Annotated in this window: 25 protein-coding genes; 10 read left to right on the top strand and 15 right to left on the bottom strand. The window is 42.5% G+C overall.

The window, feature by feature from the left end; all coding sequences use genetic code 11:
* Positions 1-144 precede the first annotated feature (144 nt).
* The 7 genes from HC246_RS17495 to HC246_RS17465 form a co-directional block, all read right to left on the bottom strand.
* Positions 145-762 (bottom strand): cytochrome c oxidase subunit 3, encoded by a 618-nt coding sequence (locus tag HC246_RS17495; protein WP_169364755.1) that lies wholly within the window; start codon positions 760-762, stop codon positions 145-147.
* Positions 749-2,428, bottom strand: coding sequence for a cytochrome c oxidase subunit I (gene ctaD / locus HC246_RS17490; RefSeq protein ID WP_169364754.1), 1,680 nt, complete (start codon positions 2,426-2,428; stop codon positions 749-751). Before ctaD ends, HC246_RS17495 begins: the two co-directional genes overlap by 14 nt.
* On the bottom strand, positions 2,425-3,333 hold the full coding sequence (locus HC246_RS17485; RefSeq protein ID WP_169364753.1) for a cytochrome c oxidase subunit II: 909 nt from the start codon (positions 3,331-3,333) through the stop codon (positions 2,425-2,427). Before HC246_RS17485 ends, ctaD begins: the two co-directional genes overlap by 4 nt.
* A gap of 8 nt (positions 3,334-3,341) precedes the next feature.
* Positions 3,342-3,941, bottom strand: coding sequence for a DUF2231 domain-containing protein (locus HC246_RS17480; protein WP_169364752.1), 600 nt, complete (start codon positions 3,939-3,941; stop codon positions 3,342-3,344).
* Entirely contained in the window at positions 3,938-4,438 is a 501-nt protein-coding gene (locus HC246_RS17475; RefSeq protein WP_169364751.1) for a DUF2231 domain-containing protein, read from the bottom strand. Before HC246_RS17475 ends, HC246_RS17480 begins: the two co-directional genes overlap by 4 nt.
* A gap of 619 nt (positions 4,439-5,057) precedes the next feature.
* Positions 5,058-5,192 carry a DUF29 family protein gene (locus tag HC246_RS17470; RefSeq protein WP_225903044.1) on the bottom strand — a complete coding sequence of 45 codons (135 nt, stop codon included), beginning with the start codon at positions 5,190-5,192 and terminating at the stop codon, positions 5,058-5,060.
* 46 nt (positions 5,193-5,238) lie between these two features.
* The gene (locus tag HC246_RS17465) at positions 5,239-5,724 is read right to left on the bottom strand and encodes an MEKHLA domain-containing protein (protein ID WP_169364750.1); all 486 of its coding nucleotides are present in this window, start codon (positions 5,722-5,724) and stop codon (positions 5,239-5,241) included.
* Positions 5,725-5,895: 171 nt separating this feature from the next.
* Between HC246_RS17465 and HC246_RS17460 the strand changes: the two genes are divergently transcribed.
* Positions 5,896-7,134 (top strand): adenylate/guanylate cyclase domain-containing protein, encoded by a 1,239-nt coding sequence (locus HC246_RS17460; RefSeq protein ID WP_169364749.1) that lies wholly within the window; start codon positions 5,896-5,898, stop codon positions 7,132-7,134.
* Positions 7,135-7,190: 56 nt separating this feature from the next.
* Here HC246_RS17460 and gltB read toward each other — a convergent pair whose 3' ends face one another.
* Complete coding sequence (gene gltB / locus HC246_RS17455; protein WP_169364748.1) at positions 7,191-11,831, bottom strand: glutamate synthase large subunit; 4,641 nt, start codon at positions 11,829-11,831, stop codon at positions 7,191-7,193.
* 468 nt (positions 11,832-12,299) lie between these two features.
* Between gltB and HC246_RS17450 the strand changes: the two genes are divergently transcribed.
* Entirely contained in the window at positions 12,300-12,710 is a 411-nt protein-coding gene (locus tag HC246_RS17450) for an EVE domain-containing protein (protein WP_169364747.1), read from the top strand.
* 186 nt (positions 12,711-12,896) lie between these two features.
* Entirely contained in the window at positions 12,897-14,477 is a 1,581-nt protein-coding gene (locus tag HC246_RS17445) for a diguanylate cyclase domain-containing protein (RefSeq protein ID WP_169364746.1), read from the top strand.
* A gap of 26 nt (positions 14,478-14,503) precedes the next feature.
* On the opposite strand, the gene upp is transcribed toward HC246_RS17445, so the two are convergent.
* On the bottom strand, positions 14,504-15,154 hold the full coding sequence (gene upp / locus HC246_RS17440) for a uracil phosphoribosyltransferase (RefSeq protein ID WP_169364745.1): 651 nt from the start codon (positions 15,152-15,154) through the stop codon (positions 14,504-14,506).
* A gap of 410 nt (positions 15,155-15,564) precedes the next feature.
* Here upp and HC246_RS17435 point away from each other — a divergent pair, with 410 nt between their 5' ends.
* Positions 15,565-16,116, top strand: coding sequence for a hypothetical protein (locus tag HC246_RS17435; RefSeq protein WP_169364744.1), 552 nt, complete (start codon positions 15,565-15,567; stop codon positions 16,114-16,116).
* Between the two features lie 44 nt (positions 16,117-16,160).
* Here HC246_RS17435 and HC246_RS17430 read toward each other — a convergent pair whose 3' ends face one another.
* Together HC246_RS17430 and HC246_RS17425 are read right to left on the bottom strand one after the other, a co-directional pair.
* Positions 16,161-16,727: a hypothetical protein gene (locus tag HC246_RS17430; protein WP_169364743.1), complete on the bottom strand. Its 567-nt coding sequence runs from the start codon at positions 16,725-16,727 to the stop codon at positions 16,161-16,163.
* Positions 16,728-16,797: 70 nt separating this feature from the next.
* Positions 16,798-17,889 (bottom strand): sensor histidine kinase, encoded by a 1,092-nt coding sequence (locus tag HC246_RS17425; RefSeq protein WP_169364742.1) that lies wholly within the window; start codon positions 17,887-17,889, stop codon positions 16,798-16,800.
* 170 nt (positions 17,890-18,059) lie between these two features.
* Here HC246_RS17425 and HC246_RS17420 point away from each other — a divergent pair, with 170 nt between their 5' ends.
* The 4 genes from HC246_RS17420 to HC246_RS17405 all read left to right on the top strand — a co-directional run bounded on the left by HC246_RS17420 (position 18,060) and on the right by HC246_RS17405 (position 22,303).
* Complete coding sequence (locus HC246_RS17420; RefSeq protein WP_169364741.1) at positions 18,060-18,374, top strand: hypothetical protein; 315 nt, start codon at positions 18,060-18,062, stop codon at positions 18,372-18,374.
* 84 nt (positions 18,375-18,458) lie between these two features.
* Complete coding sequence (locus tag HC246_RS17415) at positions 18,459-19,715, top strand: BaiN/RdsA family NAD(P)/FAD-dependent oxidoreductase (RefSeq protein ID WP_169364740.1); 1,257 nt, start codon at positions 18,459-18,461, stop codon at positions 19,713-19,715.
* A 456-nt stretch (positions 19,716-20,171) separates the two neighbouring features.
* The gene (locus tag HC246_RS17410) at positions 20,172-21,167 is read left to right on the top strand and encodes a hypothetical protein (RefSeq protein ID WP_169364739.1); all 996 of its coding nucleotides are present in this window, start codon (positions 20,172-20,174) and stop codon (positions 21,165-21,167) included.
* Between the two features lie 74 nt (positions 21,168-21,241).
* Complete coding sequence (locus HC246_RS17405; protein WP_169362074.1) at positions 21,242-22,303, top strand: IS4 family transposase; 1,062 nt, start codon at positions 21,242-21,244, stop codon at positions 22,301-22,303.
* 473 nt (positions 22,304-22,776) lie between these two features.
* Here HC246_RS17405 and HC246_RS17400 read toward each other — a convergent pair whose 3' ends face one another.
* The gene (locus tag HC246_RS17400) at positions 22,777-23,919 is read right to left on the bottom strand and encodes a transposase (RefSeq protein WP_225903043.1); all 1,143 of its coding nucleotides are present in this window, start codon (positions 23,917-23,919) and stop codon (positions 22,777-22,779) included.
* A gap of 51 nt (positions 23,920-23,970) precedes the next feature.
* Between HC246_RS17400 and HC246_RS17395 the strand changes: the two genes are divergently transcribed.
* Both HC246_RS17395 and HC246_RS17390 read left to right on the top strand, forming a co-directional pair.
* Positions 23,971-24,117, top strand: coding sequence for a hypothetical protein (locus HC246_RS17395; protein ID WP_169363899.1), 147 nt, complete (start codon positions 23,971-23,973; stop codon positions 24,115-24,117).
* A 3-nt stretch (positions 24,118-24,120) separates the two neighbouring features.
* Positions 24,121-24,309, top strand: a complete 189-nt coding sequence (locus HC246_RS17390; protein WP_169364738.1) for a hypothetical protein — start codon at positions 24,121-24,123, stop codon at positions 24,307-24,309.
* 11 nt (positions 24,310-24,320) lie between these two features.
* Here the strand turns inward: HC246_RS17390 and HC246_RS25590 are convergent, their stop codons facing one another.
* The 3 genes from HC246_RS25590 to HC246_RS17380 are packed head-to-tail and all read right to left on the bottom strand — an operon-like array spanning position 24,321 to position 25,502.
* Positions 24,321-24,533 (bottom strand): hypothetical protein, encoded by a 213-nt coding sequence (locus tag HC246_RS25590; RefSeq protein WP_225903042.1) that lies wholly within the window; start codon positions 24,531-24,533, stop codon positions 24,321-24,323.
* Positions 24,534-24,549: 16 nt separating this feature from the next.
* Complete coding sequence (locus HC246_RS25585) at positions 24,550-24,855, bottom strand: hypothetical protein (RefSeq protein ID WP_211167837.1); 306 nt, start codon at positions 24,853-24,855, stop codon at positions 24,550-24,552.
* Positions 24,852-25,502: a hypothetical protein gene (locus HC246_RS17380; RefSeq protein WP_169364268.1), complete on the bottom strand. Its 651-nt coding sequence runs from the start codon at positions 25,500-25,502 to the stop codon at positions 24,852-24,854. Before HC246_RS17380 ends, HC246_RS25585 begins: the two co-directional genes overlap by 4 nt.
* Positions 25,503-25,736 lie beyond the last annotated feature (234 nt).

The raw sequence follows: 25,736 nt of genomic DNA, 5'->3' as shown, positions 1-25,736 counted from the left end.
CTAATAGCTAATAGCTGTTAGCTATTAGCTATTAGCTTTTTATGGAATGCAGATAGATATTTATTTAAAAAATGTAGAGAGAACTAAATCAAGTTAAAAAAGCTAAAGGCTAAAAGCTAATCGCTAACAGCCAATAGCCCATAATCATTGCCAGATATAAATCAACGTAAACAACGCAATCCAAATCACATCGACAAAATGCCAGAATAGCGAAGTTGCCTCAATGCCATACAAACTCTTGCTAAATTCATTGGGAAGGAACGATCGCACTAACATGATTAGCTGCAACAGTACACCCGTTAAAACGTGCAGCCCGTGAAAACCAGTTAGCAAATAGAAACTACCGCCAAACACGCCATCACCAAAACCAAAGGCTAAGCCACTCCACTCCACAGCTTGACCATAGAGGAAGTAACTACCCATCGCGATCGTTAATAACCAAAAAGCGCGAAAGCCCCAGAGATTCTGTTTATGGAGGAATTTTTCGGCGAGGTAGATTGTGAAACTGCTGGAAACTAGAACCACTGTGTTAATGGCAGGATCTTTAATTTCTAAGCCTGTTACTCCCACTGGCAGCCAATCGAGGGAAGTGGTTTTGTAAACGATATAGGCAGCGAAAAAGCTCAAGAAGATGACGCTTTCAGAGAGCAGAAAGACAATAAAACCGAATAGGCGATTGTCTTGATGTTCTTGGTGCGCGGCGCTATGGGAAACTTCTAGATTAGCGATCGCTGGATCGACAGCAGGATTAATTGGTTGCATGAGCTACCTCCAATGCATCAGGATTAGAAACTAAGGGTTCATCTTTGCCATAGCCATAGGGTTCCGAAATTACAATCGGTAACTCTTCAAAGTTCTCATGGGATGGTGGCGAAGAAACTAGCCATTCCAAACCGATCGCCCGCCAAGGATTTTTGGGAGCCTTTTCGCCCTGTACCCAAGAGCCGATCATATTTAACAAAAATGGCAAAGTGGAAATTCCTAAGAGAAAGCCACCTAAACTGGCGATTACATTCCAAAAGGCGAATTCGGGATCGTAGGAAGCGACACGGCGGGGCATTCCCTGCAAACCGAGGGGATGCATGGGGAAGAAACAGGCATTCGTACCGATGAAGGTGAGGATGAAATGTAATTTTCCTAAACCTTCGGAATACATCCTTCCTGTCATCTTCGGGAACCAATGGTAGATCGCGGCATACATTCCCATGACCACTGCGCCATAGATTACATAATGGAAATGTCCGACTACGAAGTAAGTATTGTTAACGTGAATATCAACGGGAACCGAAGCAAGCATGATTCCCGTAATTCCTGCGAATACGAACATCGTTAAGCCGCCTAGACCAAACAGCATCGCTGTATTTAGCCTGATTTTGCCGCCCCAAATTGTTGCCACCCATGCGAATACCTTAATTCCTGTGGGAACGGAAATCATCATCGTCGTTGCCATGAAGATCATCCTCATCCAGCTAGGCGTACCGCTTGCATACATGTGATGCACCCAAACGATGCCGCTTAATCCCGTAATCAATAGGGAAGAAACAGCGACAACTTTGTAACCAAATAGAGGTTTCCGCGCATAGACGGGGAATATTTCGGAAAACACGCCGAAGATGGGCAGGATGATTACATAAACTGCGGGGTGAGAATAGAACCAGAAAAAATGTTGAAAGAGAACGGGATCACCACCTTTGGCGGGATCAAAGAAGCTAGTTCCAAAGGTGAGATCGGATAAGAGCATGACTGCCCCTGCGGTTAGAGCAGGTAAACCAAATAGCTGAATGATCTGTGCTGACAGTACTGCCCATACAAACAATGGCATCCGAAACCAAGTCATGCCCGGGGCACGCATTCTAAAAATGGTGGTCACGAAGTTGATCCCACCCATAATCGAAGAGATACCTGAAAGAGCAACGGCTAACAACCAGAGAAACTGACCATTGATCAGATTACCCGTAGGATTTTGCAAACTAACGGGAGGATAAGCCCACCAACCTGACTGCGAAGGTCCTCCAGGCACGAAAAAGCTTGCCATGAGAATAATCCCAAATACAGGAACCATCCAAAAGGCAACCGCATTTAAACGCGGAAAAGCCATATCCTTTGCTCCAATCATCAATGGCACAAGATAATTGGATAGTCCTAAGAGGGAGGGAAATGTCCAGAGAAACAACATCACCGTGCCATGCATGGTGAACATGGCGTTATAAACTGCGCGATCAAGTAGATCGGCTTCAGGAGTAATCAGTTCGCCGCGCACGATCATCGCAAACAAACCACCGACTAAAAAGAAAAAGAAGGAAGTAACTAAATACTGAATGCCAATCACTTTATGATCGGTACTGAAACCAAAAAAGCGTTTCCAATCTTCAGGTTTTTCAGAATGTGGTGGCAGATCGGCGATCGCCTCAACAGAAATATTGGTCATAAAGCACTCGCTTGAGAATTAGAGTAATTAACTACAGGGGGAGCCGCAGGCACAACTATCTTCCATTGGTTGTTGCTACGTTTTTTGTATTCGGCAGAGGCTGGATTGTAAGCAGCGATCGGCGATCGCTTTGCCGCATCTGCTAGCCATTGTTGATAGGCTTCAGGTGATTCCACCACGACATCGGTTTGCATGGATGCAAAGTAAGTACCGCTATATTCAGAATCGCGCAGACGATATTTCCCTTCCCGAATCGGCGTAAATTCAAAATCAATATCCCGTCCGGGAATTACATCTTGCTTCACCCGAAAGGCAGGAACGTAAAAGCCATGCAGGACATCTTCGGAATGGAGGGTGAGCTTAATCCGCCGATTATTGGGTAAATGTAATTCTGTGCTATTAACATTGCCGTAGCGAAATTCCCATGACCATTGCCGCGCAATTACATCAATATTTTCTGTATCAATATTTTCCGTAGTTGCAACTTTATCTTGATCCATCGGTGCTGCCTGAGCCGCCGCCATCATATGCACATGTTCCATTGGTCCTAAAATTGACATCTGGTCATAGATTTGATAGCTATATCCCGCAATCCAAATCACTAGGGCTATGGGAATCGCTGTCCAGATGATTTCCAGCTTCACATTCCCTTCGATAGGGGGGCCATCGCTAGAGTCATATTTATCAGCGCGTTGAAATAGAACTGAGTAGCTGAGAGTGCCAATTACCCCCAGAAAGATGAAAGTACCTAAGGTCACCAAAAAGCTAAATAGGTTATCCACTAAAATTGATTCGGCGGAAGCTTGCGGCGGAAACCAAGTGTAGGCTTGCTGTCCCATCCAGAGACTAATCAGGGCGATCGCGATCGCAATCCCACTTAAAATTAAAATCGTGCGTAGTTTCATAGATCTCCCTATAACGAATTCAGATCTTGACCTAAACGTAACAGGCGATCGGCGGTGATATGTACCCCAAACTCCGAGGCAAGCTGTGCACCCAAAGTCCCATGCACAAACATGATCGCAAAAATCACCAATCCTGCAAGCAAATAGCTCCACTGCACCTGTTGACCCATATCCTTGCGCCAGAGGAAACGCTGAAAGCCACGCCAAACGGTCATGCCCACAATTAGAGTTAATAAAATTACGCCTCCAACACCATGCCAGAGCATTGTCTCCATCGCTTGTAAACCCCAAGCGCTCTTGACATTCTCATCAGGTGACGCAAGCAATATTTCGTAAAAACCAGCCGCAACTGTAAAGAAGGTGACGATCGCTGCCGCGACCATGTTGTACCAACCAACATCAAAAAAATTCGACCTTGCCGCAGGAATTGCCATAAATTTGAATAGAGGCTTTTCCAAAACGAAAAATACGCCCACAATATCGAAGCCGATCGCCACAATAAACAATCCCAAGGTCAGATGCACTAAATTCGGATGTATCGGAATGGCATAGGGCAAGCCATTTAGTCCCAATTGACTATGTAATTGATCAATTAATGTTGCAATCATTTCAAACCACCTTCTCTAAATGCTTCCACTACTGGAATCGTATGCAGTCCATAGACCCAAACCAATAAATCACCCAAATAAACTTGAAATAGAACTATTCCTGTTAATAGTACACCTACACCTAGGAAAGATATCGGTAGAGTCTTGGGATCACGGACACGCAAGACGTATCTCCATCCTGTAATCGCGGCAATGATTCCTGAAAGTGACCAACCGATGATGGTATGGAGGTTTAACGTAGGTTCTACTACACTATAAGGTTCGGCAAGTCCTGCTTCAATTTGTCCAAAAACAATGGCAATAAAGATGGAAATGGTAGCGAAGAAGAAATTCCACCAGCTAACTTCGTAAAATCGAGGATTGCGCGTGAAATAGCCGATCGCATCGCATACTACGGCAAATAACACCATCGCAATCACAAAATGCACCACAATTGGATGAATTGTGTCGGGATATGGCAAGTTATGTTCATTTAATGGCGGAAGGTATTCCAGCATATTGTTTTCACTGTATTGTTCGATACTTAGCGAAGTCTTGGGTTTCTGAATGTTTCTATTAAGCTAAAGCAATGACAACGAGCTTAGCTCAATATTTATCTAGATTTAAGAATATGAGGTTGATCTGGAATCCATAAGGAACTTGCGATTAATTAAAGTACCTACGGCTTCGACTTTGCTCAGCCAAAGTTGGCTGAGCAAAGTCGAAGCCATACAAACTCGATGGTACTTTTTTTCTTGTCAAGTCCCTAAGCTTCAATTAACGATCATCATATCTATAGAAAACACAAGTTAAAAGTACATTCTGTAACAAGCTGAACTTATCTTTTTGGGAACTTAATCATGTAAACAAATCCAACTCATATAGTAATTCCCCATCAAGTAGATATGGCGCGGGCAAAGCCCGCGCCATATCTACCCAAAAACAGTAAATTAGTTATCCTTAAGTGAGTTCTATCACAATTGAGAATAGAATCAATTAGGATACAAACCGATGAGTTATTGACTTTATTCTCAATAGAAACAATAATCGCTACTCCCAGAAATAAGCACTTAGCATTGAGTCAATGTCACGATTAAACTGCCATGTATCAGGAAAAGAAACCTCTCAGCCAAACCCTCAAGTTCCTCTATTATAATGTTCAATATCAAGATTTTGCAGATCGCCAGCTTTTAACTTAGTGATCTGATCTTCAACCCACAGATTAAGGTCACACTCATATAGAGTCGTTTTTGGGGCGATCGCTATTGTCATTTATTCTTGCTCCTTTTTTATTGGGGCTATCGCGATTATCGCATCTTTATTGTATTGCTTCCCAATTTTGAAAAGTTGCAGCTTGTCCCCAGAGTTTACCCTCTTGATCGACAATATTCCAGATAATTGCTTGATTAATATAAAAGCGATCGCCATTACTAGCAATCCGAATACCACGATAGTTGCTGATGTAGCCTTGAGACTTTGCCTGTGCTAAAAGTTTCTCTCTTTCACTCCGTTCGACAGGCTCAGCCGTATAGCGTGATGGTGTAGATGTGAAAGTTTGCCAATCCATTTTCCAGAGTTCGAGAGCCTTTTGATTTCCATAGTTCAGAATTGGATCGGCTTGAGTACCGTGAGAAACTACCACAAAATCTGCATTAAACAGTAAATTGGCGATTTCTAAGGATGAATTATTGCTAGTTGTTAGGATTAATGGGGTTCCAGCCCAATGCTGAAAGCTATAGCAGAGGCGCTGAATATGTTGCACTAGTTCAGGTTGCAACCAAGGATGATATTTATCTAAATTCACGATTTATCTTAAAGCAGTCTTCTCAAGCTTACGACAAATTACACTTACGGCAAATTATAAATTTGTAATACAACTCATAGAGATAAAGATGGGTGATGCTTTGCATCACCCATCTTTTCCCAATTTGCAATAAAGTGTGTAAATAGATTGCTATTCCATAATCTAAAAACTATGAATGCTGAGTATCTGCGGTGGCGATCGCAATTTGTGCGAAAGAGATTACAGATTGTCACTGCGATCGCGGCAGTTTGCATTTTGAGCTTTATGGTATTTGCCCTAATAGGGAATAAAGGGGATATTCCGCTCAAAACTGACATTAGCCTTGCATTGGATTTAACTCTTGAGATTGTGTTCATCGCAGTGTTCTTACTATTGCGATCACGCTTTGCTAATAACTACGTTTATCCCATCTTCTTCATTGTCCCGACCCTGATTACATTAACGATGCAGATTAATGCGTCATCAGCAGGGATTATTGCACCATTTTTCATACCTTGGGTATTGGTATTTGTTGCCCAAGCCACTCTTGTACCTGTGTGCTGGCATTTACATTTAGCCATACAGCTATTTACCTTTGTTAACTACTTTTTGATTAGTAATTACTTTGGCTATAGCGTGAGCGATATTTTTGGACTGAGCAATCACCTCACTTTAGGGAAATTGATCCTACCCATTTCTCTGATTTTCATGTTTATTGGCTGGATTTGTATCATGGGGGATTTATCAGTCTATTTATACGAACGTTTACAACAGAGTGAATTCATCGCTAAAAAGGAATTAGAAGAACAGAAAGAACGCTCGGAACGTTTACTGCTCAATGTTCTGCCACAGTCGATCGCCGATCGTTTAAAACTAGAATCTGATCTAATTGCTGACAACTTCCAAGAAGTAAGCGTTTTATTCGCCGATATTGTTGGGTTTACAGTACTTTCGAGCCAAATACCTCCTGAAGAAGTCGTAGGCTTTCTCAATCAAATATTTTCCCGCTTTGATCGTCTTGCCGAGCAATATGGATTAGAAAAAATTAAAACCATTGGTGATGCCTATATGGCAGTAGCAGGACTACCTTTTGCTCAGGATAATCATGCTCAAGCAGCTATAGAAATGGCGATCGCTATGCAAAAGGAATTAAATCTTTTCAATCAAGAATGTCACCAAAATCTCAAAATCCGCATTGGTATTAGTTCGGGGCCAGTTGTGGCTGGTGTAATTGGCATCAAAAAATTTACTTACGATCTTTGGGGTGATACCGTCAATACTGCTAGCCGCATGGAATCTCACGGAATTGCAGGCTGTATTCAAGTTTCTGAAAGTACCTATCAATATTTACGCGATCGCTATCATTTTGAAGTACGCGATCGGGTCGTCATCAAAGGCAAAGGGGAAATGACTACTTACGTTTTAAAATAAGTAATTACAACCTGTGACGCAGGCTGAGCCTGCGTCACAGGTTGTAATTTCATGAACTAAACTGTTGCGGCTACAGGAACTGCATCCGTTGCTTCAGGGCTATTTTGTTCTGAGGGAGGGACAACTTGCCAGAACTTAGGTAGATAGGTTGACCAGTTATCGAGAATTTCCTTAGCTCTAGAACTGCCAGTATACTCATAGCTAGATTGAATCAATTCCTTAAGTTGATTTTCACCTGCGGCAGTGCTAACTCTTTGGACTTTGAGAACTTCTTGGCTGAGGCGCTCTTTGAACTTACCGTCGATATCGAGGAAGTAGGCAATACCACCTGTCATACCTGCACCAACGTTGCGACCCGTAGTTCCGAGAACCACGATTACGCCGCCAGTCATATATTCGCAACAGTGATCGCCTGTGCCTTCGACAACTGCCTTTGCTCCAGAGTTACGGACACCAAAGCGTTCGCCAGCACGTCCATTTACGAATAGATAGCCACCCGTTGCACCATAGAGACAGGTGTTACCGACGATGGAATTATCGGCAGGATTGAAGGTACTTTCAGGGCTAGGCTTGATGCTAATCGTACCGCCGTTGATGCCTTTGCCGATGTAGTCGTTGGCTTCACCGATGACTGACAGATTTACGCCATTGATGTTGAATGCACCAAAGCTCTGACCTGCTGCGCCAACGAATTCAAGATTGAGGTGACTTGCCAGCCCAGAATTACCGTATTTCTTGGCGATCGCTCCTGATACTCTTGCACCGACAGAGCGATCGGTATTGACAATCTTGTAGGTTTTGTTGAGGTCAGTTTGATTAGCGATCGCCTGTTGCACTGCTAAATCCGCCAAGATTTCGTCATCAAGCACTGCACCGTTACTGTGGGAAGTTGGAGAATGCTCTAACCAACTGCGATCGCTCTTTGTATCAGGCAGATTAATCAAACAGCCGAGATCAACTTGATTGAGGTCAAGTTTCGCTAGCTTCAAGTCCTGCCGCTTAGCGAGGAGATCGGAGCGTCCGATAATCTCTTTGAGGGATTTATAACCGAGTTTGGCAAGGATTTGGCGCACTTCTTCGGCAACGAAATAGAGGAAGTTGACCACATGCTCAGGAGTACCGGGGAAGCGCTTGCGGAACTGCTCTAATTGGGAAGTTACGCCGACTGGACATTTATTTGTGTGGCAAACGCGAGCCATGATGCAACCTTCAGCAATCATCGCCGCCGTACCAAAGCCGTATTCTTCACCACCAAGGAGAGCCGCGATCGCCACATCCCAACCAGTTTTAAAGCCTCCATCGACGCGCAGTAATACGCGATCGCGCAATTTGTTCACCATTAGCGATGTATGTACTTCCGCTAAACCCAGTTCCCAAGGTGAGCCAGCGTGCTTAATCGAACTCAAGGGTGATGCGCCTGTACCACCATCGTAACCAGAGATTTGGATGATGTCCGCATTAGCTTTAGCCACACCCGCTGCGATCGTGCCGATGCCGATTTCCGATACTAGCTTTACGGAAACCTTAGCAGTGGGATTGATCTGATGTAGATCGTAAATTAGCTGTGCAAGATCTTCGATGGAATAGATGTCATGGTGGGGAGGAGGTGAGATTAGCGATACCCCCGGTTTGGAGTTTCGCAACATCGCAATATAGCTACTGACCTTAGGACCTGGAAGCTGTCCGCCTTCTCCTGGTTTCGCACCTTGAGCTACTTTAATTTCCAATTGGTCAGAACTGACTAAATAGGAAGGAGTGACACCAAAGCGTCCCGATGCAATCTGTTTGATTGCTGAGTTCGCCGTATCGCCATTCTTCAAGCCCTTGAGGTGGGGGAATGTTGCCGAAATACCATTAGCATCCACATCATTAATTGGCAGATAACGGATCGGATCTTCGCCGCCTTCACCACAGTTCGATTTACCACCAACACGATTCATGGCGATCGCTAATACTTCATGGGCTTCTCGGCTCAAGGCTCCAAGGGACATAGCTCCAGTACAGAAGCGTTTCAGGATTTCGGAAACGTCTTCTACTTCGTCGAGGGGAATGCTAGGGCGATCGCTCTTAAATTCGAGCAGGTCACGCAATGCTGTAGGAGTGCGATTCTGTAGCTGAGTTCGATAAACCTCATAATGGTCATAACCATCACCAGCCACCGCTTTATGCAATGCCTTCGCCATTTCAGGGCTATTCATATGGTACTCACCCGTGGGGCGATACTGCACAAAGCCATAGTTCTCTAGCTTCTTCTGTTTTAATTCAGGGAAGGCTTGAGCATGGAAGTTGAGCAATTCCGAAGCAATATCTGCAAAATTGACACCACCGACACGGGAAACCGTTCCCTTAAAGGAAGTTTCGATCACTTCTGCGCCAATACCGATCGCTTCAAAAATTTGTGCGCCACTATAGCTAGACAGCAGCGAAATTCCCATTTTTGAGAGAATCTTCAATAAGCCACCTTCAACTGCCTTGCGGTAGCTATCTTGAACTTGGGTAATTGTCAAAGACTTGATTTTACCAGTTTGCATCTGGGTTTGGGTCTTAGCTTTGCCCCACCATTGGCGTGTAGTTTCCAAAGCCATGTAAGGACAAATCGCACTAGCTCCGTAACCAATCAGACAAGCAAAGTGGTGTGTACTCCAGCATTGAGCCGTATCCACCACAATCGAAGCTTTCATGCGGATACCTTCAGCGCAAAGGCGATGATGCACGGCTCCCACAGCTAGCAATGGCGGAATATAGGCGTTTTCCGCACTCAAGTTGCGATCGCTTAAAATCAGTAGCTTTGCTCCACTACGCACTGCGGCAACGGCACTATTCGTCAACTTGGCGATCGCATCTTTGAGTCCATTCGCGCCCGCAGCGACAGGAAAGAGCATATCCAGTTTGGCATTATCAAAACCGAAGTTCTGCAATTCCTCTAACTCGGTTTCATTAATGACAGGACTGCTGATCTTAATTTGATTGGCAGCTTCAGGAGTGGCGAGCAGTAAATTCGCTCTTTCGCCCAAATACATGGACAAGGACATGACCGTTCCTTCACGCAGAGGATCGATCGGTGGATTCGTCACCTGTGCAAAGCGCTGCTTGAAGTAGTCATAGAGCAGGTGAGGACGTTGGGATAGAAAGGCAAGTGGCACATCATCCCCCATACAGAAAACTGGCTCCTTACCGTCTTGAGCCATCGCTTCGATCACCATTTCCACATCTTCAAGGGTGTAACCGAAGGCGGTTTGGTGAGTTAGCACAGTTTGCTCATCAAGGGCAGGGGATTCTGCAAAGGGCTTGGCTTCTAGATTCTTGCGGTACTGCTTAATCCATTCACCGTAGGGATGGGCAGTCGCGACCCGTTGCTTAATATCCCAGTTATGTAAAATCTCATGGCTTTGTAGATCAACTGCGATCGTTTGTCCAGGACCAAGACGACCCTTCTCGACGATATCCGCTTCAGGAATATCAACTGTACCTGCCTCAGAGCTAACAATCACCATGCCATCGTTAGTAATCACATAACGGGCAGGACGTAAGCCATTGCGATCCAGCGCTGCACCAACGATTTTGCCATCACTAAAGGCGAGCAAGGCGGGACCATCCCAAGCCTCTTGCAAGCCACTGTAATATTCATAGAAATCGATAATTTCGGGGCGATCGCTTAAATCTGGTTGGTTCTCATAGGCTTCTGGCACAAGGATCATGATTGCTTCGAGGGGACTATGACCCGTTTCAATCAGCAACTCAAAAACGTGATCCAATGTTGCGGAATCGCTCTCATTGGGCTTGAGAACTGGTAATAGATCCTTAATGCGATCGCCTTTAGCATCAACCCAATTGGGATGGGAGAGATCGCCTTGACGCGCTAAGAACCAATTGGTATTCCCCTGCATCGTGTTGATTTCGCCATTATGACCGAGAAACCGCATTGGCTGAGCAAGGGGCCATTTCGGTAAAGTATTGGTGCTAAAGCGACGGTGATAGATGGCGTAAGCCGAGACATAATCAGGATTTTGGAGATCGGCATAAAAGGCATCCAGAATTGCCGATCGCACCATGCCCTTGTAGATAATCGTGGTATTTGATAGCGACGCGATGTAGAAGTTACTACCGCCAGTGGGGAAAAGCTTTTCAATTTCTAGCTTAATCCGACGACGAGTGATATAGATGGCGCGTTCGAGTTGATCGGTATTTTGATGATCGGCATCGGCAATAAAGGCAGCTTGCTCAATATGGGGCTGATTTTCGCGAGCCTGAATTCCTAATACCTCTGGATTCACAGGCACAACACGCCATTTTAAAAGCTTCAGCCCTTCTTCCTCTGCAATTCTTTCAGTAATTTCGCGACAAGTGGCGGTGCGATCGCCTTCCTGCGGGAAGAAAAACATCCCTACTGCGGTATGGGCAGGATCGATTTCGGGAATTTCCTTTTGTAACAAAGCCCAAGGAATTGCGGTCATGATACCAGCACCGTCGCCCGAATCTTGGTCTGCACTACAGCCGCCACGATGTTCCATACAAGTCAAAGCTTTGAGCGCATTGCTGAGAATTTTATGACTAGCCCGCCCTTCCTTGTCAGCAATAAAGCCCACTCCACAGGCATCACGCTCTTCCACTAGCCAAGATGGACCTTGGATAAGATTAGCAGTTCCAGACTGACCAGACTGATTAGACTGACTTGTATTCACGCGGCTCACTTCCATCGGATTATTTATTGCTATCAAAAAAATAGGTTGAAATTATGAGATTTTTGAGATTTATGAAGCGATCGCTGCCTCACAACTGTTTCAGCATATTGTTAATTCTAAATAAAGCTTCTTAGTAACAGTGGGATAACTGCTAATATCTGCTTGATAGAATTTTGCTCATTCCATAAATTTAAGCTTGCATTCAGTTTTTTGCATGAAGGCAGACCTTAAAGCATAACTTGTTACTTAGACCAGTGCATAGGGGCTAAGCAAATATTTTATGCCAAGTTTTAGATCAAACATTTTAAATGGGGCATCCCTGATTATAAGCGACACAACTTTTACTTGTGTTTTACTAAATACACTTTAATGTCGCAGCTTACCGTACGGGACTGACAAAAGAGAATGGTGTTACTTTGCAACACCATTCTCTTTTGTTTTTGGGGGCTTTATAATGGCGATGGAGTTTCAAACACTGGCATCATGGCTTATTGGCTTCTCAAAAGTGAACCTCACGTCTATTCCTATGCCGATCTCGAACGCGATCGCCAAACTATTTGGGATGGTGTCAATAATAATCTGGCTCTCAAGCATATCCGCACCATGCAACCCAAGGATTTAGCCTTGATCTATCACACAGGGGATGAGCGTCGTGCGATGGGCATTGCTGAAGTGATAAGTCTTCCCTATGTTGATCCAAAGTTAGATGATCCTAAACGTGCTGTCGTTGATGTCAAAGCAGTGCGATCGCTACAACAACCTGTCACCCTTGCCCAAATCAAACAAGACCCTGATTTTGAAGGTTTTGACCTCATTCGCATCAGTCGTCTCTCAGTTGTGCCTGTATCAGAAATACATTGGCAAAAAATTTTGAAACTTGCGGAAAAAATATAGCAATATACAGATTAAAGACGTTTTATAAGTCTTTTTATAGCAGTAGCCACTTATGTTTTTATAGCAGTAGCCACTTATGTTAGGACAAAACCAAAACCCAGAAGAGAGTTGCGGCGCAAAGTGCTGCAACTACTAATTTGAAGCTATTTGGGAACTAACACAAACCTAGAGATCATCATTAAAAATATGACTCCACAGATAGCCCAAACGAATTATCCCAATATAAAGACTTATCCCAACATTTTGATCGTTGATAATACGCTTGAAAATTTGCAATTGTTGGCAAGTATGCTCACTAATGAGGGATATTCGGTGCGTAAGACTACTAGTGGCAAGATGGCTGTAAAGTTTGTGTCAGCATTGCCTCCTGACCTCATTTTGCTAGATATTAATATGCCTGACTTAAATGGTTATCAGGTATGTAGACAGTTAAAAGAATCTCCTCAAACCTGTGATATTCCAGTAGTGTTTATTAGCGCGATCGATCACTTAGGTAACAAGGTTAAAGCTTTTGAAGCAGGAGGAGTTGACTATATTACAAAACCCTTTCAAGAACAGGAAGTTTTGATGCGAGTGAAGAATCAATTGCTGATCCAAAAACAAAAGCAGAAACTCATTGATCAAAATCAAATCCTCCAAGCCGAAATTGCAAGTAGACAGCAAGCAGAGTTAACTTTAAGAAAGCAAATAGAACGGGAAAAACTATTAGCTGTAGTAATTCGACATATTCGGCAATCCCTTGATCTTGATGAAATTTTATTAACAACTGTCACTGAGGCGAGACAAATTTTACAAAGCGATCGCACACTTATCTACAAGGCTGAGCCAGACACCGCAGGCGTAATTGTCAGTGAATCCGATGCCCCAAATGTGGTAAATCTTCAGCAATATACATTGCCCACAGATATTTTTCCGCGATCGCACCATGATCTATACCTCCAAGGACGAATTCGCAGTGTCGTGGATATTGAGCAAGACCATATGTCAGCTTGTTTAGTTAATACCTTGAAGTGGTTGGGCGTGAAGTCAAAACTAGTCGTTCCCATTGTGACTAATTTTCATGGACATTCTGAGAACCAATTGAGTAGCCAAGATGAGCTATGGGGATTACTCGTTTTTCATCAATGTTTTTCAACTCGGCAATGGCAACAGTCGGAAATTGAATTAATTCAACAGTTAGCCAATCAAGTAGCGATCGCTCTTCAGCAATCCCATCTATACCAACAATTGCAAAAAGCAAATCAGGAGTTAGAGAAAATTGCGATTACCGATCCGCTAACCCATATAGTTAATCGTCGCGGCTTTGATCAATACTTCCATAAAGAATGGCAGAGAATGTTGAGAGAGCAAAATCCCATTTCCTTGATTCTCTGCGATATTGACTATTTCAAAAATTACAATGACACCTATGGACATCCCGCAGGCGATCGCTGTCTTTTTCAGGTAGCTGGGTTGCTGCGGTGTCAGGTTAAGCGTCCTGCGGATATGGTGGCACGCTATGGCGGGGAGGAATTTGTGATTATCCTTCCCAATACCAATGAGGCAGGTGCTTCGCAAATTGTTGAAGATATCCGTCAAGAGCTAACAAATTTAAATATTCATCATGGCAATAGCAGGGTAGCTGATTATGTCACCCTTAGTTTTGGCATTGCCTGCACTATTCCCCAAGCTTCCGAATTACCCCAAGACTTAATTGATAGAGCGGATCAAGCTCTATATCAAGCCAAAGAAAATGGCAGAAACTGTCAATGGATATTTCAGGTTTAAAGCATCCCCTTTAGGGATGCTTTAAACTATGTGCCAAAAGAGCGATCGCCAGCATCGCCTAGTCCGGGAACAATCCATCCTTGCTCATTGACAACTTCATCAATACAGGCAGAGTAGATTTGTACTGACGGGAACTGTTGATTGATTAGCTGTAAAGCTGGTGGCGCACATAGGGCATTAATAATCCGAATGAACGCAGGATCGGCTCCTCTCTCTGTGAGTAATTTCAAAGTGGCGATAATCGATCCCCCCGTTGCCATCATCGGTTCAACAATGAAAATACGAGTTTGTGGCTCAAATCTTTCTGGCAAACGATTGAGATAGCAGCTAGCCTCAAGGGTTTCCTCATTACGCACTAATCCCAAATGGAAAACATTGGCAGTTGGCAAGAGGGTTTGACTTCCTTCTAGCATTGCTAATCCTGCCCGTAAAATTGGCACAAGCGCTAAAGGAATAGAAGCATCGATTAGCTGTCCTGAGGCGGCTCCTATGGGAGTTTCAATATCGACTTCCTGCACTGGCAAAAATTCACGAATTGCCTCATAGGTCAGCCATTTCCCAAGCTCGCTCATTGCTGTGCGAAATAGTGGAACAGGTGTATGTTTCTCCCGCGCAATGGTGAGCCAGTGGCGGATGATGGGATGGGGAGGAACATATACGCGCAATTGAGGAGCCATGAATTTGTTCTAGTACTTGAATAAACTTGAATAAATTAAGTAGTGCAAAGCACCATTAGTCTTAACATCCTACGATGATTTGGTTTGCAGTTTATGGCGATCGCGATAAAAACCAGCTGTAGCATTTTTGATTTTGCCTACGGCAAAATCAAAAATGCTACAGCCTAGAAGTTTTGAAATGAGCATAGATTAATTTACTTCTAGTACTTCTTAATAGGATCATTTTTCGGTAGTGCAAACAAATAATGATGGGCGGCGCGAAGCACCGCCCATCATTATTTGTTTCATTTTGCTATAAATAATCTTTTAACCGAAAAAGATCATAGATCTATGGATAAACATTAATTCTTGTCCATGATGGGATCTACGGCTGTTAACATAGTTTCTTCGTTTAAGCTGTGAGGATGTTTATGAAAAATTTTTTGTTGTATAACCTAGCGATCGCTGCAAGTATCTCTGTTGCTGCCGTTTCTTGTACTCCTACAACTACCACCACATCTACTACTACTTCTACTTCTCCATCGGCATCAGCCACTCCTAGTAGCAGTGCCAAGCCCTCTGCATCTCCCTCTGCTTCTCCATCCAGCCCTGCAACCGCATCTGCGTCTCCTACGGCTAGTCCCTCCGCATCAGCTAGTCCCTCCGCGTCAGCTAGTCCCAAAGATGCAGATTCTAAAACTGAAAAGGCTCCTGATACAGTGCGGATTGCCGTTGTTAACAACAGTGGTAAAGTCTTAAAAGCAATTTATATGTCTGCACCAAGCAAACAAGATTGGGGACCTAATGAGCTTGATGCACCACTTGCCGATCGCGAAAAAGCTGATTTTGAGTGGAAGCGTTCAGATTTTAAAGGTGCTGACGCAGGATGTGTATTTGACGTGAGAGCTGAATATGATGATGGTAAGAGTGCAGAGTTAGATCCCATCGATGTTTGTAAAACCCCTGCAATTAACTTGAAATAGCCAAAAAGAGGAGTGCAGAGCACTCCTCTTTTTAATTTGATTTTTTATTCGGTGGGATCGCAAATATGATCTTCTTGATTTTCTTCAGTATCAGGTGGTAATTCGATAACTGGAGTGGACACCTTTACATGAGGGAGAGATGCGCCTTCTAAACCTTTACTAATTCGACTTGGGGAATAGTCGAGGGTCACGAATAACGGATAGTGAGATTCGCCGCGATCGCTAATAATACTGCGATGTTTCCAAGGCAAAAGCCAGTAATATTCTTCCCCCAGCATGACTTCCACTTGTCGCCAACGTTTTAGAAGTGATGAGTAATCTTCGTTAGGGCGATGGATGAACACAAAAATTTCTTGACCAGTTTTTACTTTCCAGTCAGGATCACACATAATCAAAGCTAGGTCACATTCTAAGCGAACATGATTTTGGGTCAGGTTGGGACTAGTAATTTGGACTACTGGAAATGGAATTGAAATTAAACTATCAATGGGACGACGCAGACTAGGAATTAGCTCAAAATATGGGCGATACTGCCGTAAAAGCGTAATTGATTCGAGAGGATTGCTGTAATGGCTAAGGAGAGTGTCGTACTGAATTTGATGGGTACTCATGATTGATCGGTAAATATAAAACCAAAGAATTTCAGCTTTGCCAAAATTTTTGATTTTGAAATTTTAATTTTTAAATAATGGGTAAATGCACAAAGAAAGTAGAACCTTGCTGAGTGTCAAGATTGGGCGATTTGACCAGAATTTTGCCATCATGGGCGCTAATAATATAGTGCGATAGGTATAGACCTAAGCCGCTACCTTGTTTTTGATGGTTGCCTTGGCGAAATCTTTGGAACAAGAATGGTTGCTCGTCAATCGGAATACCCGCACCAGTGTCCGCGATCGCAATAATTGCCTCAGATTGATGCGCCTCATTTTGAGCTAGCTTTAGGCTAACATGAACTTTTCCCACTTCGGTAAATTTCAGGGCATTGCCAATTAAATTATTAAATACTCGCAATAGTTCGAGGCGATCGCCTTTGACTGTAGCTGTTTGATTTAGCTCAGCAATGAGTTCTAGGTTTTTAGAAATGGCGATCGGCTTGAGTTCCTCTACCACTTGTTCAAGTAATTCCTGCAAATTTAATGGCTGTAAATTAATAGTCTTACTGCCTGACTCGTAGCGATAGACATCAAGGAGCTTATTCACCATTTCCAGCAAATTGCGATTGCTGCGCCCCATAATTGTCAATGCTTCCCCAATTTGCGGCGAAATCTCCCCTAGTACACCATCTTGTAACAGTCCCAACATCCGATCCGCCGCCACAAGTGGAGTCCGCAAGTCATGGGTCAGTCGTGATACAAAATCCTGTCGTTGGCGATCAATGCGATCGCGTTCAGCAATACTATGTTTTAACCGCAGTAGCGATCGCACCCTTGCCAAGAGTTCATCCGCCTCAATCGGTTTCCGAATAAATTCATCTGCGCCGAGGTCTAAGCCCTTAACAGCATTAGCGCGATCATAAGCCGTAATTAATAAAATGGGAATGAATGGCAAGTCCTTCATCGCTCTGATGCGGCGAGTCACCTCATAGCCATCCATGAGGGGCATCATCACATCTAGCAATACCAAGTCAATTGGCTCAGATTCAATAATTTTTAATGCCTCATGACCATTAGATGCTGCGATGATCTCGTATCCCTCTTCTTCGAGAATTGTGCGAACAAGAAATAGATTGTCTGGCACATCATCAACAATTAGTAAACGGTCAGGAGATTTCATTCAAACGCTCAGGCAAAACAGGATGGCTATATAGATGTTGTCACGAAATTGCGATCTATGCAGTCATCCTGATGATAGAAATTACGATCAAGGCGGCGCATTGTGCCGCCTTGATTTATTGGCAAAGGCTATATAATGACCCTACGGATTAAGCAAGCTACTACTCAAATATGCGCCATCATCTATTTCTCTTTCTAAGCACATTTTTACTAATTAATGGTGGTATTTCGGCGGCGGTAAATTCCCAAGAGACTCAAACTCCTAAACAAGAAAAGTATGAATATCCGCAAGAAGTAGTGAAAACCTTTATGAAGGGTTGTGGATTTACGAATAGTAAGGAGTTCTGTACTTGCAGTTTAGATAAATTGCGATCGCAATATACCTTTTCTGAATTTCTCAAAATCGACACTGCCGCGAGGGAAACTAAGCAAGTTCCCAAAGAAGTAATCAATATTTTCCAGTCCTGTCGTCCCAAGAAAGATTAAGAAAGTGGCGCGAAGCACCATCTATTAATAGAAGAAAGTGGTGCTTTGCACCACTTTCTTCTAGATAATTGTAAAGAGAATAATATGGCAAGTACAGAAGTTGTAGTAATCGGTGGTGGAGCAGCAGGATTTTTTGGTGCAATCCATGCGGCGCAGGCTGCCCATACTCGCGTTACCCTCTTGGAGGCAGGGCGGCAACCTCTAGCAAAAGTCAGGATTTCGGGAGGAGGTCGTTGTAATGTAACCCACCATTGTTTTGAACCTTCGCAATTAGTCCAAAACTATCCTAGAGGTGGTAAAGCCTTACGAGGAGCCTTCTCCAAATTTCAACCCTTAGATGTCGTGCGCTGGTTTAATCATGAAGGAGTGAAGCTTAAAACAGAAGCCGATGGCAGGATGTTTCCCATTACCGATGATTCGGAAACGATTGTGGAAGCCTTGATGTTTGCTGCCAAAAAGGCTGGTGTTAATCTTCGTACTAATGTTGTAGTCCAAAAAATTGAACATCTAGGCGATCGCAAGTTTGATGTGATCCTCAAAAATGGGGAAAATATAATCTGCGATCGCCTATTGCTTGCCACAGGTAGTAGTCCATCGGGCTATGCGATCGCGCGATCGCTAGGTCATGACCTTGAGCCGCCTGTTCCTTCCCTATTTACCTTTAATATCAAAGATTCTAAACTGCATGAACTTGCAGGAGTCAGCGTCAATCCTGCTACCGTTAAATTAATTAGTGCTGCTAGTTCTGAGAAGAAAAAATCAAGCCGTAATCCCTTAGAGCAGTCAGGGGCTTTATTAATCACCCATTGGGGACTTAGTGGTCCCGCAGTCCTGAAGCTGTCAGCATGGGCGGCGCGAGAACTCCATGAATGTAACTATCAAGCAAAATTAGCCGTCAATTGGATTCCATCTTTAAAAGTAGAAGCGATTAAACAAATCCTCCTCACGGCGAAAGCCGATCAACCCAAGAAATTTATTTCTAATTACTGTCCCTTTGAAATTTCCCTACGACTCTGGGAATATCTTCTTGATAAAGCGGAAGTGGAACTAGAAAAACGTTGGGCAGATATTTCTAATAAAGCGCTTCAGCAAATTGTGAATGTGTTGAATGCGAGTGAATATGCGATCGCGGGTAAAGGTGTATTTAAGGAAGAGTTTGTCACCTGTGGCGGAATTCGCTTGCAGGATGTGAATTTTCAGACTATGGAAAGTAAGATTTGTTCTGGTTTATTTTTTGCAGGAGAAATTTTAGATATTGATGGGGTAACGGGTGGTTTTAATTTTCAGAATGCTTGGACTACGGCTTGGATTGCAGCACAGGGTATAGTTTCTGATTTGTAAAACAACTTTTGAGAATGGTTGTTTATTTCCTTAAAGTGCTTTCAAATTCTTTTTTTGCTAGAGATTAGAGAACGTAAGCGATCGCCTTCTGAGCTTTGCTTCCTCTCCTCAAGTTCTAAGCGATGATCGCTTGAGCAAATGAGATAGCTTCATCTTGTGATTCTTCGGCTAGGACAAAGGCATAAATTTATTCTAGTTCTTCTAGACGTACAAGGATCTTTTGATAATAGTCAAATTCCGTAAGGTATTGTTTGCTAATTGCTTTTATTGGTAACTCCTAACTATTTGGGTTAAGTAAATTATATTTAATCTCAGAGAGATTAATTTTGTTTAAATCCCCAAAATAATATTTTGCAAATTAAAACTAAATTTTTAAAGAATTAATCTCTTGCATTATAGTCAAATATTTGCTTAGAAGCTAGTATATAGCTAATAATTTAGATATGTGGTTAATAAATGACTGTAAAGCTAAAAAATCCAGATGCATTTCTTGATGTGGGCTATTTAGAAGGTTATCCTTTTTGTCAAAAATTTTTATCTAGTCCAGAATTTACAGTTGACTTCCTAAAAAGCTTTAATGTTTTTAGAAGAAGTGACTTAAAAACGAAAGAAGGTTATGCAATTAATATAGCTGGAGCAATCGAACATAAAGAACTAGACTATAACGACTTGCTGATTAAATATGTACAGAAACCAAGAGTTTGGCTATCTCTTATGCAGGGTAAGCATTCAGAGATACCTCAACTCAAAAATCCTAGAGATTTACTTTTCTCTTTTGGTGAGTCAGGATGGTATGGACCAATTAGAGAGCCTGCAAGCTCTAAAGTTTGGTACATCTACACCTGTCGTGTAGAACATTTCATTCCCAGAGAATGCGGTGAAGAAGATAATACTAAAACCTTTGATATTGCTTATATACGCTGGCCAGTAATAGCTGAAGTTGGCGAAAAATATGTTGCACTTAGCTGGGATGGATTCTCTAATACAAGTGAAGAGAAAAAGGATTCTAGAAGCCAATTTCCTTTTTGGCTATATATCCAAGGATTATTTAAAGATCTTGCAACAATTCTTGGAGCTAAATGGGAGCATCCAGCACTTGAAGATCTTCTTCTTTATAAACTCTGGGACAAGTATGATAAACCTCAATACAAATGGAGTCATAAAAGAGTTAGAGCTAAATCATCAGGTATAGCTTTAAATGCTCATAGTGGGGATGATGATGAAGTTGATATCGATGATTCAGGATTAAAGACTCTTTCACGGACTTTGGCTGAAGCCGCTCTAGATTCATTGGAATATTCTTTTCCATATGATTCGCAAAAACTTTTTCAAGTTGAGAGAGCTATTTTACATACTCTTATTAGAGAATGGGGAACTAAATCCTATGAGTTTAGACTTAAAAAGATATCAGATGTACAAACCTCTATCGCAGATACATCTGATATTGCTTAGTACAGGACAAAAAGTTGCAAAAGTAGGCAGGGAGGGGTTTTATAAAAGATAACCACATCGTAAATAAAACCCCTATGAAAGAGATTAACCTATTCCGAGAAAAGTTGCAGCAACATCTGCAATGGAATAGAGCAAGACTAGCCTTTGTGTCCATGTTCTTGATCGCGCTAATGCGAGTAAAGACAGTAAACCTAGCTGAAATTGCCACAGGATTTAGTGGTTATGCCAAAGTCGAATCACACTATAAGAGGTTACAGAGATTTTTTCGAGACTTTGAAGTGGACTATGAAAAGATCGCACTCATGGTCGTCAAAGTCATGCAAATCCCCGAACCTTGGGTAATTTCTATCGACCGCACCGATTGGGAATTCGGTAAAACCGTGTTTAATGTGCTGACATTGGGAATAGTGCATTACGGTATTGCATTCCCGTTGGTATGGATGATGCTGGACAAAAAAGGTAACTCAAACACCCGTGAGCGCTGTGAATTGTGTAATCGATTTCTGGAAATATTTGGAGACCGCAAAATCGACTTTTTGAGTGCAGACCGAGAGTTTGTCGGTGAGGATTGGTTAGATTACTTGTTGTGTGAACCATGTAACCGTTTTCGTATCCGCATTCGTAAAAATACTTTGCTCAATGACGGGCAGAAAAAACTGCGTGCCGACATTTGTTTTCAAGACCTCCAAGTTGGTCAGTCCAAAGTATTGTCCAAGCCCAGAAAGGTTTGGAACCATTGGCTTCGTATAGCCGCTATGCGTCTTGATGATGGCGATTTATTAATTGTCGCGACGACTCATGACCCTGATACGGCTATTGCTGACTATGCTAAGCGTTGGGCTATTGAGACTTTATTCGGGTGCTTTAAAACCCGTGGCTTTTGTTTGGAGTCCACTCATCTTCAAGATCCTGAACGTCTTTCCAAACTAATTGCTTTGCTTACTCTGGCTTTATGTTGGGCTTTTTCTTCTGGGCTTTGGTTGGCTCAACTAAATCCCCTCAAGCCTAAAAAACACGGTCGTCTTCCTAAAAGCATTTTTCGCCTTGGTTTTGATTTCCTTCGTCACATCATCTTTGACTTACATCTCAATTCTCAAGCCTTCTTTAACTCCATTAAATTTTTGTCCTGTACTTAGCTGATATTGATAAGGATGTTGAAAACAAAGTAAAAGTTGAAACTCTTTTTCGTGTACATTGCTATTTGGGACTAGATCTACTTTCTAATAACCAAGACTCTTTACAGCACCTAAAGTGTTATCAAGAATGTGGAAGTAGTACTGGAGTGCTAAAGTTTTTATTAGCGGAACTCAATTTAGAGTAGCTTGTATGAACCAATTTACTTGTGAGACTAAACTGAATTTCTTAGACGCTAGTCAAAAAACAAAGCTGAGTAAGAAGTTTAGAAATCCAAATTCTAAAGTAATGCCTCATGAGCTTGTTATAAGTCTCCGATTAAAACTACCTCAAGCTTATGCAGTTGTTATTGCCCTTGGCTCTTCGGGACTATGCAGTAATCGTCTTCTTATTTATCACAGTTGCAGCGAAGCTTCTGTAGGTTCAATACCCTTTGGGATAGGTTTCCTCAGATCTTGCACCATTCCTGAATATTCTAAATGGGAATAGGTTTAAGAACAATTTCAAAGCCATGACGAGCAGCAATATCGGCATTAATTCGGATGTATCGGAGAAGCTTCAACCAAAGGACAGAAGGGAATAAAACTGAAAGAGTTAAATCAGATGTAGCTTTCCAATCCAAGATAGGAGGACTCGACCATTGATCAATCCAATGAGCCAAAAGATAAGCAAGGAGAGAGAGGATAAGCCAACGGTAAACACCAAGTTTTGTCGATTGTCCAAAACAATGCAAACCAAAACGATGTTTGATGGTTTTGAAGAAACCCTCAATTGCCCAACGCTTACGCCCCAATATAACCAGATAAGCACCAGAATAAGGATGAGAAGAGACAACAAAGCGTAACTCACGTTTATTATCGGCTCTTTTGAGCCAGAACCAAGAGATGCTCAAAGGCGTAGTTAGCCCTTCGAGCATCTCTTGTTGTCCACGTTTGCCATGGCGATAAAGTTGTTTGACAGTACGTCCATCTTGAAGTTTACGATTGTTGCGTACACCGACAACAATGCGCCAAGACTTGACTCGGACAGAGTTGAAAAACTTGATGGTACTAAACTCAGTATCAGCAAGGACAATCACAGTTCTGTTTTGGGTTAGTTGCTTCGGGACTGTCCCCAATAATTTACAGGCTAAGTCAGAGGGACTGGGGTATCCTTTACCTCGCCATACTCTAAAACTCCACGGTACGCGCCACTCTCCATAGACCAGATACAGTACAACCAAATGTAGTCCTCGCTTGCCGTTGAGTATTCTCACCCATGGGTCAGGTTCGTCTTTAGGGGGATTACTCAAATGTAAAAACTTGCCGCTTTTTTCTAGGGTGGTCAAGTCTATCAGTATCTTTAATGGCACTTGTTTCGATGGACGATACTTGGCGATTTGTCCCAAAACTGCCTGCCTTGTTTCTCGAATCAACCCTTTCGTTGACCAGTTATAGTGATTGAGAAATCGACTTAACGAACTGGCTGATTTTATCTGTGTATGTTCTGGATATGGATGCCCTTGTGCTTCGAGGAATAGTCCCAATATTGCATTCAGACTTGCTTTTTGATACACACTTGGCATCAGACAAATTAGGCTATACACTAGCCCTTGGGCGTACTTAACGATGCTTTCCATAATCGTTATTGAATTTTCTACTACGCCCTTTTTTTCACATCTCTACTTTTTTTGCAACCTTTTTTTAGATTGGTGCAAGATCTCAGTTTCCCTACCTTACCTTGGACTTGTCCTGAATGTAGAGAAACTATTGAAGACTATGACGAGATGTCTTTTGATGTAATTGCTATAGCCAAAGAACCTATTGAATTTATTTAATATATGTCAGATTCTTTAGACCAAGGAGCCTTGATTGTAAATTTACTTAAGGCTATAAAGATTTTAAATCCAAAAGATGAAATTTCAAGAAATTCTATAGCATCTTATTTATATGTACCAGACACTAGGATCTCAGGACATTTACAAGAACTTAAAGATTATATATTAATTAAATCTCCAACAGCTGATTGACTGACAAAAGTCTATGAAGCATAGTCGAGAGTAGAAGCATAGAACTCAATGCGGAATAATTTCTGAAGATGTTTTCGACGAGAAGCAATAGCAGGGTGAGAGTCAAGATAAGAAGTAAAAGAGTAGAAAGGCAAGAAAGCCCAGTTTTTAGTGATAGCGGTGTGAATCCAGTTCCAGCCAATCTTGAGATAACTAAGCCCACGAAACCAATGAGGATCAACCAAACGACGATAGCCAGAATCAGCAACCGCCAGTCCTTGAGCCGTTAAAAAACAAGGTGGTCAGTGCTATCACAAAACAAAGGCGAGAAATGGCAGGAGCCGAACGTAAACGCGAAGATTCTAAATCAAAGCCATTAGATTTATCATCCAAGAAATTCTCCTCAATATCGAATCTCAGACCATACTCCCAAAAAGTTTGGAGTGTGGTAGGTTCAGTACTGAGAATATACCAATACTCTCGGCTCCCAGATTCCCAAGCCGCCGCAATATGCACATCGGTAAGACGCTTGGACTCAGTTTTGTGAACTTTAACATTGTGGATCAACTTAGCTTCACCAAGACGAAGATGTAATTGTTTGACTGTTTGCCAGCCATGCTTGGGGCATATATCCAGAAATTACCCTTGATCCGAATCCGACATTGCCATTTTAATTCCCACACATAGCGCACCAGTTCTGGATTAGCAAATGCTCGGTCTGCTAATAAAACTACTTTGACATTCACGGGCAACAGTTTCGATGCGCGTTTGAGCATGTCTTGATAGCTACTCATCTCCACACTACTACTGCGATGTTTGATTACACGCCAACATAACGGTAAAGCTCTTCCCTGATGAACTACACACAATCGGATCATGCTGTATTCTTCCCACAGTTGACTGGTATCAAAACTCAGATATATTTCTGGCTCTTTCCATTTAGCGATTAACTCTTTGATTACTGGACTGTATAGCTTAGCTGGATTTATGCGCGGATTGTTCAGCCATCTTGATAGTTGTCTTTGCGTGCTTTGGGCGATCAATGCTTTTGTGTTGATATGGCTTAACCACTTCGTTAAATTCACACTCCCTGTGGCGATCATTCCCACCATCATCCACGCCATTACTCCCAAATGGCGCACATCTGACCACTGGCTGTATTGACTCCCGAATTTTATTAGTTCATTATAGATACGTGAGGCGTTTTGGGTCATTTGTCCTATGCTCCTTTTTCTTCAAAAAACAGCATACGCCTCTTTTTTACTCAAATTCAATCTCTGTATACTTTCTCGCAACTTCTCTTACCACTTTTGTCAGTCAATCAGCTCCAACAGATACCCAACGAAAAAATGCTGGCAATTTATTAGAGAAGATAGTAGCTCTTACATTCTGTGGATTGAGAGGCTTAACCAGTATCAAAAGTTTTTGTTCTGCTAGTTCTGGAGTTT

The sequence above is a fragment of the Pseudanabaena yagii GIHE-NHR1 genome, from assembly GCF_012863495.1.
GTDB lineage: Bacteria > Cyanobacteriota > Cyanobacteriia > Pseudanabaenales > Pseudanabaenaceae > Pseudanabaena > Pseudanabaena yagii.
Note: the sequence above shows the minus strand (reverse complement) of the source record. Positions and strands in the feature narration are given on the sequence as shown.

What these genes read in the sequence shown, in the direction of transcription:
- HC246_RS17495 (WP_169364755.1), bottom strand. Translation starts at nt 762, where the DNA reads ATGCAACCAATTAATCCTGCTGTCGATCCAGCGATCGCTAATCTAGAA.
- ctaD (WP_169364754.1), bottom strand. Translation starts at nt 2,428, where the DNA reads ATGACCAATATTTCTGTTGAGGCGATCGCCGATCTGCCACCACATTCT.
- HC246_RS17485 (WP_169364753.1), bottom strand. Translation starts at nt 3,333, where the DNA reads ATGAAACTACGCACGATTTTAATTTTAAGTGGGATTGCGATCGCGATC.
- HC246_RS17480 (WP_169364752.1), bottom strand. Translation starts at nt 3,941, where the DNA reads ATGATTGCAACATTAATTGATCAATTACATAGTCAATTGGGACTAAAT.
- HC246_RS17475 (WP_169364751.1), bottom strand. Translation starts at nt 4,438, where the DNA reads ATGCTGGAATACCTTCCGCCATTAAATGAACATAACTTGCCATATCCC.
- HC246_RS17470 (WP_225903044.1), bottom strand. Translation starts at nt 5,192, where the DNA reads ATGACAATAGCGATCGCCCCAAAAACGACTCTATATGAGTGTGACCTT.
- HC246_RS17460 (WP_169364749.1), top strand. Translation starts at nt 5,896, where the DNA reads ATGAATGCTGAGTATCTGCGGTGGCGATCGCAATTTGTGCGAAAGAGA.
- gltB (WP_169364748.1), bottom strand. Translation starts at nt 11,831, where the DNA reads ATGGAAGTGAGCCGCGTGAATACAAGTCAGTCTAATCAGTCTGGTCAG.
- HC246_RS17450 (WP_169364747.1), top strand. Translation starts at nt 12,300, where the DNA reads ATGGCTTATTGGCTTCTCAAAAGTGAACCTCACGTCTATTCCTATGCC.
- HC246_RS17445 (WP_169364746.1), top strand. Translation starts at nt 12,897, where the DNA reads ATGACTCCACAGATAGCCCAAACGAATTATCCCAATATAAAGACTTAT.
- upp (WP_169364745.1), bottom strand. Translation starts at nt 15,154, where the DNA reads ATGGCTCCTCAATTGCGCGTATATGTTCCTCCCCATCCCATCATCCGC.
- HC246_RS17435 (WP_169364744.1), top strand. Translation starts at nt 15,565, where the DNA reads ATGAAAAATTTTTTGTTGTATAACCTAGCGATCGCTGCAAGTATCTCT.
- HC246_RS17430 (WP_169364743.1), bottom strand. Translation starts at nt 16,727, where the DNA reads ATGAGTACCCATCAAATTCAGTACGACACTCTCCTTAGCCATTACAGC.
- HC246_RS17425 (WP_169364742.1), bottom strand. Translation starts at nt 17,889, where the DNA reads ATGAAATCTCCTGACCGTTTACTAATTGTTGATGATGTGCCAGACAAT.
- HC246_RS17420 (WP_169364741.1), top strand. Translation starts at nt 18,060, where the DNA reads ATGCGCCATCATCTATTTCTCTTTCTAAGCACATTTTTACTAATTAAT.
- HC246_RS17415 (WP_169364740.1), top strand. Translation starts at nt 18,459, where the DNA reads ATGGCAAGTACAGAAGTTGTAGTAATCGGTGGTGGAGCAGCAGGATTT.
- HC246_RS17410 (WP_169364739.1), top strand. Translation starts at nt 20,172, where the DNA reads ATGACTGTAAAGCTAAAAAATCCAGATGCATTTCTTGATGTGGGCTAT.
- HC246_RS17405 (WP_169362074.1), top strand. Translation starts at nt 21,242, where the DNA reads ATGAAAGAGATTAACCTATTCCGAGAAAAGTTGCAGCAACATCTGCAA.
- HC246_RS17400 (WP_225903043.1), bottom strand. Translation starts at nt 23,919, where the DNA reads ATGGAAAGCATCGTTAAGTACGCCCAAGGGCTAGTGTATAGCCTAATT.
- HC246_RS17390 (WP_169364738.1), top strand. Translation starts at nt 24,121, where the DNA reads ATGTCAGATTCTTTAGACCAAGGAGCCTTGATTGTAAATTTACTTAAG.
- HC246_RS17380 (WP_169364268.1), bottom strand. Translation starts at nt 25,502, where the DNA reads ATGACCCAAAACGCCTCACGTATCTATAATGAACTAATAAAATTCGGG.